This is a genomic window from Corynebacterium sp. MSK004 (assembly GCF_030232515.1).
GTDB classification, from domain to species: domain Bacteria; phylum Actinomycetota; class Actinomycetes; order Mycobacteriales; family Mycobacteriaceae; genus Corynebacterium; species Corynebacterium hesseae.
The window spans coordinates 217,032-234,962 of sequence record NZ_JASPKB010000005.1 but is presented as its reverse complement, the minus strand read 5'-3'; the positions used below and the strand labels follow the sequence as shown (position 1 = coordinate 234,962).

The 17,931-nt window shown below is 61.2% G+C and carries 16 protein-coding genes; 6 read left to right on the top strand and 10 right to left on the bottom strand.

All coding sequences use genetic code 11. The features are described from left to right. The first annotated feature begins 5 nt into the window (after positions 1-5). Positions 6-1,196, top strand: coding sequence for an amidohydrolase (locus QP999_RS07870; RefSeq protein ID WP_070562568.1), 1,191 nt, complete (start codon positions 6-8; stop codon positions 1,194-1,196). Here the strand turns inward: QP999_RS07870 and QP999_RS07865 are convergent. The 6 genes from QP999_RS07865 to QP999_RS07840 are packed head-to-tail and all read right to left on the bottom strand — an operon-like array spanning position 1,193 to position 6,140. Continuing rightward, positions 1,193-2,035 carry a MurR/RpiR family transcriptional regulator gene (locus QP999_RS07865; RefSeq protein WP_070523993.1) on the bottom strand — a complete coding sequence of 281 codons (843 nt, stop codon included), beginning with the start codon at positions 2,033-2,035 and terminating at the stop codon, positions 1,193-1,195. The two genes, QP999_RS07870 and QP999_RS07865, sit on opposite strands and share 4 nt — an antisense overlap. An 11-nt stretch (positions 2,036-2,046) precedes the next feature. Then, the gene (gene phnE / locus QP999_RS07860) at positions 2,047-2,847 is read right to left on the bottom strand and encodes a phosphonate ABC transporter, permease protein PhnE (protein WP_070523995.1); all 801 of its coding nucleotides are present in this window, start codon (positions 2,845-2,847) and stop codon (positions 2,047-2,049) included. Then, positions 2,844-3,638 (bottom strand): phosphonate ABC transporter, permease protein PhnE, encoded by a 795-nt coding sequence (gene phnE / locus QP999_RS07855; protein WP_046649249.1) that lies wholly within the window; start codon positions 3,636-3,638, stop codon positions 2,844-2,846. The genes phnE (QP999_RS07860) and phnE (QP999_RS07855) overlap by 4 nt, the downstream gene beginning before the upstream one ends. Continuing rightward, on the bottom strand, positions 3,635-4,435 hold the full coding sequence (gene phnC / locus QP999_RS07850; RefSeq protein ID WP_049155476.1) for a phosphonate ABC transporter ATP-binding protein: 801 nt from the start codon (positions 4,433-4,435) through the stop codon (positions 3,635-3,637). The genes phnE (QP999_RS07855) and phnC overlap by 4 nt, the downstream gene beginning before the upstream one ends. Before the next feature lie 31 nt (positions 4,436-4,466). After that, positions 4,467-5,453 (bottom strand): phosphate/phosphite/phosphonate ABC transporter substrate-binding protein, encoded by a 987-nt coding sequence (locus tag QP999_RS07845; RefSeq protein ID WP_154736703.1) that lies wholly within the window; start codon positions 5,451-5,453, stop codon positions 4,467-4,469. Positions 5,454-5,486: 33 nt separating this feature from the next. After that, entirely contained in the window at positions 5,487-6,140 is a 654-nt protein-coding gene (locus QP999_RS07840; RefSeq protein ID WP_284848035.1) for an HAD family hydrolase, read from the bottom strand. Between the two features lie 144 nt (positions 6,141-6,284). Between QP999_RS07840 and QP999_RS07835 the strand changes: the two genes are divergently transcribed. Beyond that, positions 6,285-7,193: a cation diffusion facilitator family transporter gene (locus QP999_RS07835; protein WP_284848034.1), complete on the top strand. Its 909-nt coding sequence runs from the start codon at positions 6,285-6,287 to the stop codon at positions 7,191-7,193. Here the strand turns inward: QP999_RS07835 and QP999_RS07830 are convergent. Both QP999_RS07830 and QP999_RS07825 read right to left on the bottom strand, forming a co-directional pair. Next, positions 7,179-8,141 carry a winged helix DNA-binding domain-containing protein gene (locus tag QP999_RS07830; protein WP_284848033.1) on the bottom strand — a complete coding sequence of 321 codons (963 nt, stop codon included), beginning with the start codon at positions 8,139-8,141 and terminating at the stop codon, positions 7,179-7,181. The genes QP999_RS07835 and QP999_RS07830 overlap by 15 nt on opposite strands. 11 nt (positions 8,142-8,152) lie before the next feature. After that, positions 8,153-9,700, bottom strand: a complete 1,548-nt coding sequence (locus tag QP999_RS07825) for a succinic semialdehyde dehydrogenase (protein ID WP_070530506.1) — start codon at positions 9,698-9,700, stop codon at positions 8,153-8,155. Positions 9,701-9,790: 90 nt separating this feature from the next. On the opposite strand from QP999_RS07825, the gene QP999_RS07820 reads away from it, so the two are divergent. The 4 genes from QP999_RS07820 (at position 9,791) to QP999_RS07805 (ending at position 15,003) form a co-directional block, all read left to right on the top strand. Further along, positions 9,791-10,963 carry an alanine racemase gene (locus tag QP999_RS07820; protein ID WP_070564357.1) on the top strand — a complete coding sequence of 391 codons (1,173 nt, stop codon included), beginning with the start codon at positions 9,791-9,793 and terminating at the stop codon, positions 10,961-10,963. Beyond that, positions 10,960-12,243 carry a D-arabinono-1,4-lactone oxidase gene (locus tag QP999_RS07815; protein WP_284848032.1) on the top strand — a complete coding sequence of 428 codons (1,284 nt, stop codon included), beginning with the start codon at positions 10,960-10,962 and terminating at the stop codon, positions 12,241-12,243. Before QP999_RS07820 ends, QP999_RS07815 begins: the two co-directional genes overlap by 4 nt. Before the next feature lie 101 nt (positions 12,244-12,344). Beyond that, the gene (locus QP999_RS07810; protein WP_284848031.1) at positions 12,345-13,535 is read left to right on the top strand and encodes an MFS transporter; all 1,191 of its coding nucleotides are present in this window, start codon (positions 12,345-12,347) and stop codon (positions 13,533-13,535) included. Between the two features lie 187 nt (positions 13,536-13,722). Continuing rightward, positions 13,723-15,003, top strand: coding sequence for an HNH endonuclease signature motif containing protein (locus tag QP999_RS07805; RefSeq protein ID WP_284848030.1), 1,281 nt, complete (start codon positions 13,723-13,725; stop codon positions 15,001-15,003). Between the two features lie 312 nt (positions 15,004-15,315). Here the strand turns inward: QP999_RS07805 and QP999_RS07800 are convergent, their stop codons facing one another. Next, complete coding sequence (locus tag QP999_RS07800; protein ID WP_070597044.1) at positions 15,316-16,686, bottom strand: dicarboxylate/amino acid:cation symporter; 1,371 nt, start codon at positions 16,684-16,686, stop codon at positions 15,316-15,318. Positions 16,687-16,803: 117 nt separating this feature from the next. Next, entirely contained in the window at positions 16,804-17,874 is a 1,071-nt protein-coding gene (locus QP999_RS07795) for a lipoate--protein ligase family protein (RefSeq protein WP_070597043.1), read from the bottom strand. Between the last annotated feature and the right edge of the window lie 57 nt (positions 17,875-17,931).

The window sequence follows — 17,931 nt, the reverse complement described above, 5'->3', positions numbered from 1 at the left end:
TGGGCATGAGTATCGCCCACATCCTGGACCGAGCAGCACATGCCACGCAGTGGCAAGAAGCCCTGTACAAGGACCTTCACCAGCATCCTGAGCTCAGCATGGAAGAGGAGCGCACCCGCGGCGTCATCGCGGGCAAGCTCCGGGAGTTTCCAGGGGTTGAAGTGCTTGAACTCGGCGGGGGAGTCGTCGGCATCCTCCGCAACGGTGAGGGTTCGACGGTCTTAGAGCGCGCTGACTTCGACGGCCTGCCGGTCACTGAAGACACTGGCTTGGACTACTCGGCCACGGGCGAGGTTATGCACGCCTGCGGCCACGACACCCACGTGACCGCCTTGCTCGGCGCCACGGAAGTGATGGCGAAGGCCACTGACGCGTGGTCCGGCACGTTCATCGCGCTCTTTCAACCGGGCGAGGAAACCGCTGAGGGCGCGCAATCCATGGTGGACGCGGGCCTCACCGATAAAGTCCCCATGCCTGATGTGTCCTTTGGCCAACACATCTTTATTGATAAAAACGCCCCGGCCGGCACCGTACTGATTGCGCCCGGCCCGGTCTTGTCGACAGCGACCTCACTCACGGTCACCGTCTATGGCCACGGTTCCCATGGTTCGATGCCACACCTCAGCGTCGATCCAGTCGTCTTGGCCAGCTCCATCGTGTTGCGGCTGCAGACCGTCGTGTCCCGCGAAGTCGATCCTCACCAGTTCGCCGTACTGACCGTCGGCGCGCTGCAAGCGGGGTCGAAGGCCAATATCATCCCGGATTCGGCCACCCTGCGCATCAATGTCCGCGCCTATAGCGAGGAGATTCGAGAGCAAATCGTTGAGGCCATCCACCGGATCGTCAACGCCGAGTGCCAGGCAGCGATGTCCCCACGTGAGCCGGAGATCACCGAAAGCGATAATTACCCGCTCACTGTCAACGATGAGGAAGTCACGAACAAGGTGCGCGCGCAGCTTGTCGACGTCCTCGGAAGCGACAACGTCCTCGACATGGAACCGTGGACCGCATCGGAGGATTTCTCGAGGATCCCCGATGCCTTTGGTACTCCGTATTGCTTCTGGGGTTTTGGCGGGCGTACTGATGGCGCGTCCATTCCTAACCACAACCCGCGTTTTGCTCCGGAGTTGCAGCCGACGCTCAGCACCGCGACGCAGGCGCTCATCGCCGCGGCCTACGCCTACCTGGGAAATTAATCTTCCATCGCCGAATGGAGCACGGAGAGCACCGTGCGCCGTGCCGCGGAATCATCGAGGTGGGAATCCACCAGCGTCACGAGTGCTTCAAGCACCAGCAGAAAAGCAACGCGCGAGGCATCCTGCAGCTCTGCACGAAATGTCCCATCCGGGGAGGGGATGACCAGCGTGTAGGAGGCGAGCTCCGCCAAGGGCGAGGAGGTAAACGAAGTCAGCGCGATGAGCTTCGCGCCCGCCTCGAAGGATGCGGTCGCGGCTTTGAGCGTGAGCGTGGTCGACCCTGAACCGGAAACGACGAGGCACACGCACTCTGCGTCTAGTTGCGTCGCCGCGATGTGCTGGCCCATGGCCTCCGCCACGAACTCGGCGGGGCGCCCGATGCTTGTGAGGCGCAGCGCCATGGTCTGCGCCAAGGGAGCAGAGAGGCCATTGCCCACGAGGAGAACCCGCTTGGCCTGTGCTACTGCCTCCACTGTCGCGGCTAGCTCATCCTCGTTGAGCAGGGCAGTAAGCCCATGCAGGTAGTTGCTGAAGGAGGCAATCTCGGCACTCATGCGGCCGACGTGGGTGGAATCGGCACCCGCCGGCGGGGTGGGGCGCTGCGCAATCTCCTGCGTGAGCGCCACACGCAACTGCTGGTACCCGTCGTAGCCCAGCGCTTTCGCGGTGCGGATGACGGAGGTACGGGACGTGCCTACCTTGGCTGCCAGCTGGTCCGCAGTGGCGTGCAGGACGAAGTCCATGTCTTCGAGGATTGCCTGGGCCACGCGTTGTTCGATGGGCTGCAGGCTCGGCATGCGCGTGGTGATGTGCGCGGAGAGTGGGGCGGAATCAGTCATAGGGGCAACTATCAGGTGAATTTGGCGGCCACGATGCGGCGGCGGATAGCGCCGGAGATGGCGTCGATGGACATGGTGATGACGATGACCACGATGAGCAGGACGCCGACGACGTCCCACTGGCGGTACTGCGTATAGCCGGTGAGCATGTCACCGATGCCACCCACGCCGATGAGGCCGAGGACCGCGGAGGTGCGCACGTTGATCTCAAAACGGTAGAGCGCGAGCGAAGCCAGCTCGGGTTGGACAATGGGCCAGGTTCCCCAGCGTACCATTTCTGCCAGGCTGCCGCCGGCTGCCTTGACCGCTTCGGCTGGGCCAGTCGGCGCGGTTTCAATGGCCTCATAGGTCCACTTCGCATGCGTGCCGATGCCGCCGATGGCTAGAGCTAGCGCGCCCGTAAACGGGGTTAACCCGGTGACGGTGAGGATAATGATGGCGATGATGATCTCCGGTACCGCGCGGATGATGGCAAACAGCGCGCGCAGTGGTAGGCATACCCACCCCGGGGAGACCGTATTGGCAGCTAGGACACCGAGGATGGTGGAGAGGAACACGCCGAGCAGCGCGCCGATCCAGGCCATGGCCACGGAGCGCCAGGTCTGCAGGAGGGCCTCACCCAGCTTGGACCAGTCCGGGTTGGAGAACATGAGCACGAGGTAGTGCCAGATGTTCGAGGGCAAATCTTTAAGAGCCGTCAGATCAACGCGAATGTAGCCAAAGGACAGCGCCAAAATAATAAGGAATCCGGCCCACGCAGCGAAGACTCCCCAGCTGCGGGAGCGGGAGGGAAGTACATGTGCAGTGCTCATCGCAGCCTCTTTCGCAGGTTGACGGACACGATCTCTAGGGCGATGACCACGACGAGCAGCTCGAGCACGATGGCGGAGAGCGCGTCATAGCGGTAGAAGCCACGGACTTCGTCGATCAGCAGGCCAATGCCACCAGCGCCCACGAGGCCGAGGACCGCGGAGATGCGGACGTTGAGCTCGAGGGAGTAGATCACCTGGCTGGCAAATACCGGCCAGGTCTGCGGCAGGGCAGTAACCCGGTTGATCTGGGTTTGCGTGCCGCCGGCGGCCCGGCCGGCCTCCATGTAAGAATCATCCGCGGAGTCGATGGCTTCGGAGACGAGCTTGACCACGATGCCGACGTCGAAAAGCACCAGCGTGATGATGCCGGGCAGGGCACCGACTCCGAGCATGGCCACGAGGATGGTGGCGTAGACCAAGTCGGGCACCGCGCGGACAACGTTGACGATGCCGCGCACTAGCGAGCGCCACGGTGTCGATGGGTTGGTGGGCCGCGCCGCCCACAGGGATAAGGGCAGAGCGATGACCGCGGAGATGGCGGCACCGACGACAGCCATGGCGAGGGTTTCAAGCATCGGCTCCCACGTGCGCGGGAGGATGGACCAGTCGGGGCTGAACATCAGGGCCAAGCGGTCGGCGCCGTTGCGCCAGTTGCGAGCGATCTGCCCAAAGTCGATCTCGATTCCGCCCCAGGCGGGGACGCAGGTGGCGATGGTGAGCGCGAGAAAAGCAGCCAGCCCGCCAAGGATGCCGGGCCAGTTGCGCTGCCGTGGGGGAAGTACCGCCGTCATGCCCGGCTCTCCTGACTTCCCAGCTGGTCTTCCTCGCGGATGCGGCGGCCGTAGATGGCTTCGAAATCCTCCACGGTGGAGCCTGCGGCGGGCCCATCGAAAACTATCTTGCCGTGGCGAATGCCGATGATGCGCGTGGCGTAGTCTTGCGCCAGATCCACCAGGTGCAAGTTCACCAGGGTGGTCAGGTCCCGCTCGGTATTGATGCGGCGCAGATCCTTCATCACGGAGTGGGCAGTGGGCGGGTCGAGGGAGGCGACGGGTTCATCGGCCAGCATGATCGCCGGCTTCTGGGACAGGGCGCGGGCGATGGCCACGCGCTGCTTCTGGCCGCCCGACAAGGCGCCGGCCTTATTCCACGCCTTGTCGAGGATCCCTACGGAGTCGAGGGCCTCGGCGATGATTGCTTTGTCCTCGGCGGTAGAGATTCCCAACAGGGTGCGCCAGCTGGGATTGTGAGAAAAGCGCCCGACGAGGACATTGGAGAAGACGCTCGCGCGGTCGGCTAGGTTGAACTCTTGGAAGATCATGCCGATGCGGCCGCGTAGCTTCCGCAGCTGTGCTCCTTTCGCTGCGGAAATCTCGTGGTCGCCGACGAAAATCTTGCCGGATGTCGGTTGCACGAGGCCGTTGATGCTGCGGATGAACGTGGATTTGCCAGAGCCGGACAGGCCGACGATGGCGACGAATTCGCCGGGAGCGATGTCCACGGAGACATCGTCAAGCGCCAGCGTTCCGTTGGGGTAGCGCACCGAGACATTCTCGAAGCGGATTCCCCACGCTTTCTCCTCCGTCATGGGTGAAGCCTTTCTGAGTAGGGGCGTCAGGCTACTGGGCGAAGCGCTCGTTGACCTTGCGCGCCATATCGATGGATTCCTGCTTGGCGGGAACCCAGTCGGTGATGTCGAAGATGGCGGACATGGTGTCCGGGTCAACCTCGGAGAAGCCGTCCATGAGGTCGGTGATCTGGCCGCGCAGATCCTCCGGCACCTCATCAGAAATCACGACGCCACCGTTGGGGTACATGTCGGTGTAGCCGAAGACCACGAGCTTCTCAGCCAGATCTGGCGCCTCCGATGCGTCGATGGTGGAGCGCGCATCCCAGAAGCTGAAGCCCACCTCGGCATCGCCGTTGTAGACCGCCATGATGGAGGCATCGTTGGAGGTCACTGGCACCTTCTTGAGGCTGTCGACGTCGATGCCCTGGGATTCCATGGCCATGACCGGCAGCTGGTATCCGGCGGGGGAGGTAGCACCCAGCATGGCGACGGTGGTCTCCCCATCGATCTTCTTGAGCGCCTCGAGGCCCTTCGGACCCTGGCCCTTGTTCTCCTCCGGGGTGGCGGTGCCGTTGCAGTACAGGTAGTCGGCACCGCTGGCAGCATAGGTGGAGGCCACCGGCTCGTCCTCGCAGTACTTGTCGGGGTTGTTGGTGACGAACTGGCCGGCGTAGGAATCCGCGCCGAAGCGCTCGTCCTGCAGCACGGCGTGAGCGCCGTACATGTCTTCGGCGGAGGCCAGCTGCGCGGCGGAGGCGATGGCGATATCTGCCTGGCCGGAGCCGATGGCCTCGACGGCGGCCTGGTAGTCCTTGGTCACGACCCCCTCGACCTCGATGCCGAGCTCCTCGGAAAGGTAGTCAGTCAGCGGCTTTGCGGTGGTGACGAGATCGTTGACCTTCTCGTTTGGGATGAGCGCGAGGGTGAGCTTGTCGGGGGAGTTCGAGTCATCGGTTGAGGAGGAATCAGAGGAGCAAGCGGTCAGGGAGAGCGACAGTGCAAGGGCGGAGGCAGCGAGGGCGGTGAAACGGCGCATGAGAATGTCTTTCTGTGTCGAGGGGGGGGAGTGCTAGAAGGCGGAAGATAGTTCAGAAAAGATGTCGGTGACGCGCTGAGCGCGCCACGTGGGGTTGGCGTCTGCGGGGGTGGCGAACGGTGTTTCCAATAAAACGGTGCGCCCGCCACGGGCAGCCACGGGAGCGAGATCGAAATCCCAGATATCGCCGAAAGCGATGATGGGGCTATCGGGGGAATCAGATTCGAGGATTCGAGTCAAGCCGTCGGGCTTGCCCACCCTCGTGTAGATGGCGTCGAAGGAGTTGCTCAGCCCCAAAACCTTTAGCGCCTCTGCGAGGCCAGTTTCGGGGGAGTTGGTGGCGAGAACCGCGCGGCCGGGATACGAGCCTAGAAACTCGGCGAGGCCTTCGGGCGCTTTGATTCCGGTGTCCGCAAGGTTTAGTCGGGAGGCCATGTAGGCCTGTTGGCAGGAGTCCTCCGGGACATCGCAATCCGCGGCGAGGCTGCGGACGAGGTCGTAGCCGTCGCGATAGTGCACTAGGGAGGCGTCGTTCGTTGAGAGCATGTGCTCGGCGGTGTGGGGGATGGAGTGGTTTCCGGTTGCCTCCCCGATGTGGCGGGCATAGGCCAGCACGGGCCCGTGGCCCAGGCTAACGGTGCCGTCGAAATCGAAGAGGAGAACTGGGGGAGATATGTCTTTGGACATGAAGTACAAACTAACGACGGTTTATGTACTTTACGACCACACGCGGTAAACAATGCGTGAACAGTACGTGCACACTCGCCTTTGGTAGCCTGACTCACGGTAAATAGAAATTTTCCTCAGCGAAGGACATATAGAAGGACACACATGTCTCTTCCAACCGAGCAACTGCTGCTCGAACGCTTCATGAAGCTCTCCATCGCCACCGCAGTGGCCACGATCGCGCTCAAAGTCGTCGCTGCTGCGGCAACGGGATCGGTGGGCTTTCTTTCCGACGCCCTCGAATCCGGCGTGAACCTCGTAGCCGCCGTCGTGGGGTTTGTGGCTATCAAAATTGCGGCGAAGCCGGCAGATGCAAACCACCAGTTCGGCCACGGCAAGGCCGAGTATGTTTCCGCGTTGGTAGAGGGCGCGATGATTTTCGTGGCCGCCGCGATGATTATCTACACGGCCATCCGCCGATTTCTGGCTCCGCAGCCGCTGGAGCAACCTGGGCTCGGCCTCTTACTGTCACTCATCGCCTCTTTGCTGAACTTGGGCGTGGGCCTCCTGCTTGTGCGTGCAGGCAAGCAACACCGCTCAGCTACCTTGCAGGCGGACGGAAAGCACTTGCTTACCGACGTCTGGACGTCCGTCGGCGTCCTCCTCGGCATTGGTGCGGTCGCACTGACTGGCTGGCTGTGGTTGGATCCCGTCATTGCGCTGGCAGTGGGCATTAATATCTTGTGGACTGGGGATAAGCTGCTCAAGGAATCCTTGAGCTCTTTGTTGTCGGAGTCCCTGCCCAAAGAGGAACACGCCAGGCTGGATGCTCTGCTCAATGAGCTGGAGGGCCGTCACGATGTTTCCTTTACCTCACGCCGCACGGTCGCGGCAGGGCGCCAGCGCCTTGTTTACCTCACCATGGATGTTCCCGGCGAGTGGACGGTGCTGCACTCGCACACAATCGCCGACCGCATCGAAGACGCCATCGATGAGCTTTTTCCCGGTGCGGAAGTGTTTATCCATGTCGAGCCCGAAGGAACGGTTCATCGCCGCATCCTACGGATGCCGTAGGCTGGCTACGCCGCGCCCGCCTTCCATGACCCACGGCCAACTGAGGCCATTTCGAGTGAGGACGTTTGCTCGGATCTCATCGGGCACGATCCAATCCTTGTTGGCATAGCCCAGCAGGTATTCGTCGAAGGCGGGGAGTTCGAGCCGGATTTTTAAGGCACCGTCGATTTCGCTCGCGGTGACATCCTCCTGCCAGCCCGCCATCCACAGTGTCTGCCCATCATGGCTAACGGTCGTGGCCTCCGTGCTCGCAAGAGCCTTGGCAGCCTGGGATTTGCTGAGCTTGGACCATGTTTGGAGGTCGGCTACGGATACGGGGCCGTGGCCTTCGACATAGCGCTGGGCTAGCTCTGAGAGCGGTTGGTCCGGTTCACGCTGGACGGTAGGTAGCGCATCGACATGGAGGAAGGTCTCTTGGTTGCCAGCTTTTGGGCCCTGTACCAAGTCACCGGCACCGCCGAATGCGCGGAGTAGGTGGGAGCCCCTGCCTTCTGTGGGGTCCACTCCAACCTCAGCGAAAATCTCGTAGACCTCCGTGCGAGTGAGAGGCTCGGTGGCTGCGCCATGTAGTGCTTCCGAAGCTGCTGCCACCATGTCTTCGCTGAGCCCCAAGCTCGGTCGCCGGGATTTCTGGCTGGAGGCCACGCGCGGATAGAGCAAGCGGGACATCCAGCGGACGTCGGCAGCCGGCATGAAGTGCAGCGTGCCGCGCTGTGGCCAACAGCGCACCACGCGATAGTGTCCAACTTCACCGAGCACCTCTTGATCAGTGCAGCCGGCGCGAAGGGCTAGTGCTGTGATGCCGGCATCGTAGGTCTGCCCCTGCAGAGCGAGGAGATGCTCAGCGACGTCCTGCGCCGAGGAGAGCTGTGATCTCGCGGCCGATGGGGCGAGGCCTTGAGCAATGAGCCGGCGGGCTAGAAGTTCGTCGCGGTTAAGTTCCTTCATGGCTGTCTACATTAGAGCCGGAAGGTCTTCATCAGCTGCATGCCCGTCGAAACCAGCTGGCGGAAGCGTTCCGGTGAGACGTACTCCGACGGCGCAAGCGGGTGCAGGCGCTGCTCGGCCACGGTGCGCTCGTTGGCCCACAGGCGCATGCCGGTAATACCGTGGCGGTGGTTCAGGCCAGATTCCTTGACGCCTCCACCTGGCGCGGCGATAGAACCGTAGGCGGCGGCGAAGCCTTCGTTGATGTTGACCATGCCGGCCTCTAGCTGGGAGGCAACCTTCCACGCGCGGCGGGAATTTCCGGACCATACTGAGGCAGAAAGACCGTAGGTGGTGTCATTGGCGCGCTGGATGGCCTCGGCATCGGAGCTCACCGGGTATACCGCCAACACTGGGCCGAAAGTCTCGGTGGCATAGAGATCCATCTTTGGGGTCACGCCGGTGAGCACGGTGGGCTCATAGAAGAAGGGCCCAAGATCCGGCCGAGCCTTTCCGCCATATACCACGGTGGCGCCCTTGGACAGGGCGTCCTCGACGTGGGAAACTACTGCATCGAGCTGGCGCTGCGAGGTCAGCGAGCCGATGGTGGCAGCATCGGAGAATGCTGCCCCGAGCACTTGCTGGTCCAGGGCGTTCTTGAGTTCTGCGAGGAACTCCTCAAAGACGCTCTCGTGGACATAGGCGCGCTCGGCGGACATGCACAGCTGCCCGGAGGAGGAGAAGGCGGTGCGTACGGCACCTTGGGCGGTGGGTTTAAGGGGGGCGTCGTCAAGCACGAGCATCGGGTTCTTGCCGCCCAACTCCAGCATGGTGGGGATGAGGCGCCCCGCGGCCTGGGTGGCAATCGACTTGCCAGCCTGGGTGGAACCGGTAAAGGAGAGCCCATCCACCAGAGGAACCAGGGCGTCACCCACCTCGGCACCCAGGCCGGGAACCAGCTGCCAGGCGGCCTCCGGAAGGCCCGCCTCAATGGCTAGGCGTCGCAGCAGAATTGCCGTCAACGTGGTCTGGGAGTCCGGCTTGTGTACCACGGCATTGCCGGCGGAGAGTGCTGCCAGGACGTCGCCCACGCCCAAGGACAGTGGGTAATTCCACGGGGAGATGAGCCCCACCACGCCGAGTGGGTAGTACTGCGTGCGTGTCTTGGTCAGCACGGGAAGCGCGCCGGGGTGGCGGTCGTTTCCGAAAGCTTTGCGGATGTTGACGGCATAGAACCGAGCACAGTTATACAGATCCATCAGCTCGTCATAGGCGTGGGAGCGGGACTTGCCGTTTTCGGCTTGGATCAGGTCGAGGATGAGCTCCTCGTTCTCGTGAACGAGGTCGTGCAGGCGCAGCAGGATAGCGGCGCGGTCACCTTGCCCGACGCCGGTGCGTGCATAGGTGACTGCCTTCTCGACGTCCCCGGCGGTGGCGACGGGGAAGCTAAAGAGCTTGTCACCGCTAAACGGCGCGTGAGCTTGGTTCTGCTCACCCGTGCCGCGAACATCGCGGGCGGGGTCCGTATCCAAGAAATTGTGCACTCGCTGGGGCAGGCGTGTCTGAGTGAAGGTTTTCATGCGGTCTATTGTCCCAAAAATATGGGATGCCGCTATGAGTTTTTCGAGATTTGTCTCACAAACTAAACTAGTTGTGGTTAGGATGACGCTATGCCAATCCTCGCGACCACTCCACAGGCCCAGGTGCGTTCGGCCGTTGAGCCGCTCGTCAGGTCCGGTGAAAGCTCAGCGCCCGTCGGCGTTATCGACCTCGATGCATTCGACTACAACGCTGCACAGATGCCCACCCGCGCCGGGGGACTGCCCATCCGCGTGGCCTCGAAGTCAATACGCAGCGTGGCGGCACTACGCCGTGCCCTCGAGCATGAGGGCTACCGAGGCATCCTCGCGTATTCCGTACCGGAGGCGCTGCATCTGGTCGGGGAGGGTTTCCGCGACATCGTAGTGGCCTACCCGAGCGTTAACCGTCAAGCCCTGCGTGAGCTCGCCGCAGATGACACGGCGCGCGAATCCATCACCGTCATGGTGGATAGCGTGGAGCTGTTGAGCCTGCTCGAGGGTTCTGTACGCGTGGCCATCGATATTGACTGCACCCTCCATTTGCCGGGTGCGGTCATCGGCCCGCGGCGCTCGCCCGTGCGCACTCCGGAACAGGTCTCAGCGCTGGCGCGTGAAATTCTTCGGCGCGGTCACCGGTTGGTGGGGCTCATGGCCTATGAGGGGCAGGTGGCGTCCGTAGCGGATGGCCTGCCAGGTCCGGTAGGAGCGGTCAAGCGCTGGCTGCGCACCAAATCCATGACAGACCTCGCCCCGCGGCGCCGAGCCTGCGTAGCGGCCGCGCGGGACGTGGCGGACATCGAATTCGTCAACGGCGGTGGCACGGGCAGCCTCCAGGAATCCGCGGCCGAGGGAACCTTGACCGAGCTGGCCGCTGGCTCCGGTTTTTATACGCCAGCGATCTTCGATGATTTCACTGGCATTAACCACAAGGCGGCCGCGTTCTTCGTCTGCCAAGTATCCCGTGTGCCCGCGCCGGGCTGGGCCACGGTCAACTCCGGCGGCTGGATCGCCTCCGGCCCTCCCGCGAAGGATCGCGTCCCCGTACCGGTGTGGCCGGCGGGCCTTAGCTACTCCAGCACGGAGGGCGCCGGTGAGGTGCAGACTCCGCTGCGCGGGGCTGACCTGAGCGTTGAGGACCTGGTGTGGTTCCGCCACGCCAAGGCCGGCGAAATGACGGAAAACGTCGACCGCCTCCTCGCCGTCGGGCACGACGGCGTTGATGTATGGGACACCTATAGAGGACAAGGATGGACACTCCGATGACAACCACATTTAGCAATTGGGCAGGATCGGTCACCACGAAACCGCAGGAGTTTGTACAGCCATCCCGTATAGACGAGATCCCCGGAATTATTAGCCGCTCCCGCAGCGTGCGTGCGGTGGGCGCCGGCCACTCCTTCACCCCCATCGCGGCGGGGGAGGAGACGATGCTCAACCTCGACCATGTGAGTGGGCTGGTGAGCGTCGATAAGCAGCGCAAGCGCGTCCGCTTCCTGGCGGGTACTCGCCTGCGAGACGTGCCCAAACTGCTGCGCCCATTCGGGCTTGCCCTGGCGAATCAAGGCGATGTGGACCCGCAATCGCTGGCGGGCGCGATCTCCACCTCGACCCACGGCACCGGCATCAACTACACCGGCTTTGCGGGGACGGTCACGGGCCTGACGCTCATCGACGCCGACGGCAACGTCCGCACCTATTCCATCGACGAGGACCCAGAACTCCTTCGTCTCGTGGTGGTCAGCGTGGGCGCACTCGGCGTGGTCGTCGAGGTCGAAATGCAGTGCGTGGATGCCTTCGACCTGCTGGCTGAGGAATCTGGCATTGCCTTCGATGAGCTGATGGACAACTGGGAGGAGCTCTCCCGAGGCGTCGATCACTTCGAGTCCTACTGGTTCCCGCACACCGACCGCGCGATGGTCAAGGCCAACACGCGCCTCGAACCGAACGGGGAGCGCCGCTCACGTCTCAAAGCACTTATCGACGACGAGCTCATTGGCAACGGCGCCTTTGCCGCCGCCTTGGCGTTGGGGCGCCTGATTCCGGGAACGATTCCGACGCTCAACAAGTTCGCTACCTCGGTCATCTCTCATAACCGCTACCGTTCCGCTGCTCACGACGTGTTTGTCAGCCCGCGCCGGGTTCGTTTCCACGAGATGGAGTACGCCGTGCCGCTTGCCGACGGCCCCGCCACCGTCCGCGAAATCCGTCGCTTCATCGATGAACAGGACTGGCGCATCGGATTCCCGATGGAGCTGCGCACGACGGCCGCGGATGACGTTGCTCTCTCGACGGCATCTGGCCGTGAGTCGATGTACATTGCATTCCACATTCCGCGTGCGTTGAATCCGCAGGACTACATGCCGAAGCTGGAACCCATTTTCCGCGCGGCCGGTGGGCGCCCGCACTGGGGGAAGATGAACTCCCTGTCCCGGAACGACTTTGCTCAACTTTATACAAGATTTGATGAGTTCTGTGAGCTGCGTGAAGAGATGGATCCGGAGTGGAAGTTTGGTTCATCCTACCTGCGAAAACTGTTCGGGTAGGGGCGTCGTCAAGCGCCGTGCAACCCGTGAATTGGATTCGAAAGTATCTCTGATCTTTGGTAGCGTGTGGAAGTCTTAATTCCATAACGCTATCGAAGAAGGTGTCTCAAACGTCCTCTGAATCCCAGTCCCTCATTACGCCGACATTCGTGTTTGCGTGGTTGGTAAATTTCGCCCAGTTCACGGTCTTCTATCTGCTTGTGACCATCATGGCGCTCTATGCCGTGGAGCAGTTTCAGGCTTCGGATACGGCGGGCGGGTTTGCGTCCAGTGCCTTTGTGGTGGGGGCGACAATTGCTCGTCTCTTCTCCGGTTACATCGTTGACGCGGCTGGGCGAAAACGCTCGTTGGTGGCCTCGCTTATTGTGGTGGCTGTAGCCATGGCGCTGTACATGCCAGCGCACTCGTTGCCGATGCTTTTTGCCGTCCGTATTTTGCACGGCTTCGGTTATGCGGTGGCCTCGACTGCTGTGATGGCAGTGGCGCAATCGGTGATTCCGGACCACCGTCGTGCCGAGGGGACCGGCTACTTCGCCTTGGGGACGACCCTAGCCACTGCCTTTGGTCCAGCGGCTGGTTTGGCGATTGTCCACCACGCTGGCTATAACACCGTGTTTATGGTGGCGCTGACACTCACGGTAGTGGCCTTGGGGTTGGGACTCGTCGTCAAGGCACCGGCGCAGGAGCGTCGAAGCGTCTCCTTCTCCTTGGGAAATATCGTGCACCCAGCGGTGGCGCCTTTTGGCGTCTTTATCCTTTTGGTTGGCGTCGCGTACACGGGCATCATTACGTTTCTTAACGGCTACTCCTCCCATGCAGGCTTGGAGAAGGGCGCTAGCTACTTCTTCCTGGCCTATGCGGTGGTGAGCCTCATTCTGCGCTTTGTGCTGGGCAAGCTGCAAGATCGTCGCGGTGACAACATCATCATCTATTCCTCGCTCGTCTTCTTTATTGCTGGCTTGGTAGTCCTTGCTCTGGCTGCAGCTGATTGGCAGATCATTGCTGCGGGTGCCTTGGTGGGCTTTGGTTACGGCTCAATTCTTCCGGCGGGCCAGGCTATCGCCGTGCGCCTGGTGCCGATGCACGAAATGGGTGCGGGGATCTCGACCTTCTTCTTGCTGCTAGACCTAGGTATTGGCTTTGGTCCGATTCTGCTGGGGCAGATCATCTCCGCGGCGGGTTACTCCGTCATGTACTGGATGTTGGCTGCCTTGATGCTGGTGGCCTCGGTGGTCTACTTCATTGTTCATGGGCGCAAGGACGTTGCACGTGGTGACGTGCGCTACGAATAGATTCCACGTTGGTGGGATTTTTCGTTGGTTGGCGTCGAATGTCCTGGCTAACCCATGGTGTCTACCCCCGTTTATAGTAATGATTTGACGGGAATTTACCACTGGCTATAGCGATGTGTGGCGGTGGCCGCTAGGATTATGTTTAGAACATTTCTTCTAATGCAGGTTTATCTCGGGGGAGATACCCATGACCACCACCGCTACACGCCCGCCTACCTTTTTCTTCTCAACGACCAACCCTAATAACCCACACGCGGTTGCTCGCGCTAAAGCCCGCCGTGCCATCTATGACACTTGGCAGGCTGCCATGCCCAGCCTACAAGCCGATATCAACACCACCGCCCTATCTTTAGTGGCGGCCTGGTCACTTCCGGAAGGTCACATCAAATCCGGACTGCGTGCCATCCACCGGCTTGATAGCCTGCCGAAAGTCAAAGCCATACAAGACACCCACTGCCTGCTCGACATCGAGTCCCTCATCGCTATTGACCAGCCCATGTCGGCACTAACCGCCTTGACTACGGAAACCCTGGATTTTATCGACACCATCCTGGCTGACTTTTTCACCCCTTCGAAACCCAATCAGGCTTTTCCTACCCGCAGCCAAATCAGGCGTAAAGTCCGCGACATCTGTAAAACCCTGGATGATTCCATCGCTTTTCGCGACACCCGCCCCAAAGACACCTACCGCTTTTCTTCCAACGGAACCTCTGCCTGGCTGGAACTCCAGGTTGGGGAAGACACCGGCATTAAACTCGATGCCTTCATCCACCACACCGCTGCCAAGCATGATCTGACGATTCCGGATGCTGTCAAAAAGCTGCTTTCCGGTGAGATTGAGCCACCAGCCACCGTAGTCTTACACACCTACCAAGCCTGCGATATAGATGATGCCCCGACCTTCATCGAAGGCTTCGGCTGGCGCCAAACGCCCATGCCGCATGATAAAACCCGGGATTTAACCGGCGAGGTAGCCGAAGCAGACGGCTACCAACCGGGCCTGATTATGCGCAAGCATGTCGAAGGCCGCGACGGAACCTGCCGGGTCGGCGGATGCGAGGAACCTGCCTTTCTTACCCAATTGGATCACCGGCATAACTGGGCTGAAGGCGGGCCAACCCATCCGAAGAACCTGGCATGTTTATGCCAAGGCCATCACAACATGAAAACCGATGGCACCTTAAAGTACCTGCTGGACCCCTACAGTGGGGATGTTATCTGGCTTTTCGCTGACGGTACCTGGACCATCAACGAAGCCGACGGGCCCCTGGCACCCAAGCAAAAACGGTGGGCGCAAACAGTCGCCCAACACATCACCGCCACCAGGAAACGTGTGCGCGAAGAAGCCCAACACCTCAAACAAGAACTCGACGACTACGCACAACAACAAGCCCAAACCAAAGCCAACGCCGAAGCCGAAACCCAGGCCAACACCGACACTGACAGCGGCGAGGACATCCCCTTCTAAAACCTGGGTCGTCGAATCAAACGACGAAAAAGGCGAGAATACCCGTCGATTCAAACGACGACGATGACGAAGAACAGGGGCCTAGCCCTCGTCGAATCAAACGGCGACACCACTCCAAACAGTCGGAAGGGAAAGAACCCAAGAACACACCCACCGTCGGAAAGAACGACGACCCCATAGCTCCAAGTGCCGAGCTCTACACTGACACCGTCGAAAAGAACGACGGGTAAAGCCCGTCGCTTGGGCAGAAATACCGAAGCCTTCCTACACGGCTCTTGCGTGTTAGGAAGGCTTGGGGAGGGGCAGGAAGAGTTATGCAGTCGTGTTGACCGGCTGTGTCTCGGGCTCGTCTGCGTCTTGGTCCTCGTTCATTATGTGTGAGACTCCGTTACCAGCAGCATCCCAGACGGCTTCGTCTTGAATGCCGGCGCGCTTGGCCACGATGGTGGCACACAGTGATTGGCCGGTGACGTTGACGGCGGTGCGTCCCATATCAATGATGGGTTCGATGGCCAGCAACAGACCCACGCCGGCGAGCGGAAGGCCCAACGTGGAGAGCGTCAGCGTCAGCATGACGGTAGCGCCGGTCGTGCCGGCGGTTGCTGCGGAACCAATGACGGAAACGAAGATGATGAGCAGGTACTGGGTGAAGGAGAGATCAACGCCGTAGAACTGTGCAATGAAGATGGCGGCGATGGCCGGGTAGACGGAAGCGCAGCCGTCCATCTTCGTGGTAGCGCCCAGCGGAATGGCGAAGGAGGCGTATTCGCGGGGTACGCCCATGGCCTTTTCCGTAAAGCGCTGGGTAACTGGCATGACGCCCATGGAGGAACGGGTGACGAAGCCAAGGGAAAAGACGGGCCAGACTCGCTTGTAGAAGCCAACTACCGGGATCCGGTTGAATGCGAGCACGGCGGGGTAGACCACGAAAATTACAAGTGCAAGGCCCACATACATCGCGAGGACGAACTTGCCCAAGGAGCTAAGCGCGTCCCAACCATAGGTGGCCACGGCTTTGCCGATGAGGGCGGCGGTGCCAATCGGGGCAAGGCGGATGATCCACCAGAGGACCACCTGGATGACCTTGAGGAAAGATTCGGTGAAGTGCAGGAAGGGATCGGCCGCCTTGCCAGCCTTGACCGCGGCGATGCCCAGCACAAGGGAAATGACAAGGAGCTGAAGGGCACCGAAGCTGAGGGAGATTTCATCTTCGCTCAGCGAAGCGGTGAGACCGAAGAAGTTGGCGGGGACAAGTTGCTGGAGGAAAGCGGTCCAGGAGCCGATGTGGGATGGGTCGGCGGCGGTGGAAGCATCGACAGTTGTGCCTACGCCCGGCTTCATCACGAGGGCGACGAGAATGCCAGCCAAGACGGAGAAGAAGGCCGTAATGGCAAACCAGACCAGAGTAGAGATCGCCAGCGAGGCGGCGTTAGCCACCTTGCGCAGGTTGGCAACCGAGGTGACGACAGCCGCGAAGATGAGCGGCGGGACCATCACCTTGAGTAATTGGACGTACGCGCCGCCGACGCCGGACAGGGTATCGGAGAGCCACTCGGACTCCATGCCGGAGGCGATGAAGCCGAGAATAAGGCCGATGATGAGACCGGCGATAACTTGGGCGCCAAAGCCGGTGGCCCACGAGGGCAGCGTGCGTGAGGATGCACGAGAGGAAGTGTCTGACACGAGATTTTCCTTCTAGACAGTGTTGTATAGAAATGGACCATTTAGTTCGGTACGATCATACCGATCGGTTCACTTGAACTTATAACACCGTACGCTGCCCAGAAATTCCCCCGCAAATTATGGGATACGCTTGGTCCATTCATCGTTGAGGAATTTGGTGTCGACGAGGCGGCGGGCGGCGGCGAGGGAGTCGTCGGAAAGCACGGCGTCGACGGCGCCATAGCGGGTGGCGAACTCGCGCGCCATGGTCTCGATGATCTCCTCGCGGGGTACGCCGGTCTGGCGGCGGAGCGGGTCGACGCGCTTCTTTGCGCTGGCAAGGCCCTTCGACGAGACCTTGACCTTGCCGATGCGCAAGACCTCCATCATTTTGTCCGCATCGATGTCATAGCTCATCGTGGTGTGATGCAGTACCGCGCCCTTACGGCGCTTCTGGGCGGCGCCGCCAATCTTGCCGCCGTCCGAGGTGATGTCATTAATCGGCACGTACCATGCATTGACGCCAAGCTTGTTCAGCGCCGCGAGCACCCACTGGTCCAGGTATTCGTAGCTGGCCTCGTAGGAATAGCCGGCCACGAGCGATTCCGGGGCGTACAGGGAATAGGTCACGCAGTTGCCACCCTCCATGAACATCGCGCCACCGCCGGAGATTCGGCGCACCGGAACAATGCCATGCTTGTCGACGCCCTCCTGATCCAGCTCATTGGCATAGGACTGGTAGGAACCGAATACGACGGCACGGTCTTCCCATTCCCAAAAGCGGAGCGTGGGCCCGCGCTTTCCTTCAGCAACTTCGTTGAGGAGAACCTCGTCAAGTGCGACATTTACGGGCGTGGGGAGAACACCTGGGCGCAGGATCTCCCAGTGGTGGTCGGTGAAATCGGTGCCACCAGATAGCGCGCGCTTAACGGTGACGGCAAGGTGGTGGGTGTCAAAGCCGTGGAGAGCTACCGGGGCGTCAACGCGAGCCAGGGCCGCAACGAGGCGGGACTGGATCTCTTCTGTCGAGGTGGCGGTGGTGATGCCGACCAAGGCGGGGGCTAGTGCCTCATAGGCCTCCTCAGGCTCGAGGAAGAAGTCACCGGAAACCTTTGCGGCGGTGACCGTGTTGTTGGTGTCTAAATCGAGGTCAACGACGAGCAACTTGCCGCCGGGGACCTTGAGCTCAAAGTGCTTAGTGTGGTTCATAATTGTCAGCGTACTCAGCGGTGCTGTTCGGAGAGGCGGGGTAGTGGCAGCTGGAAA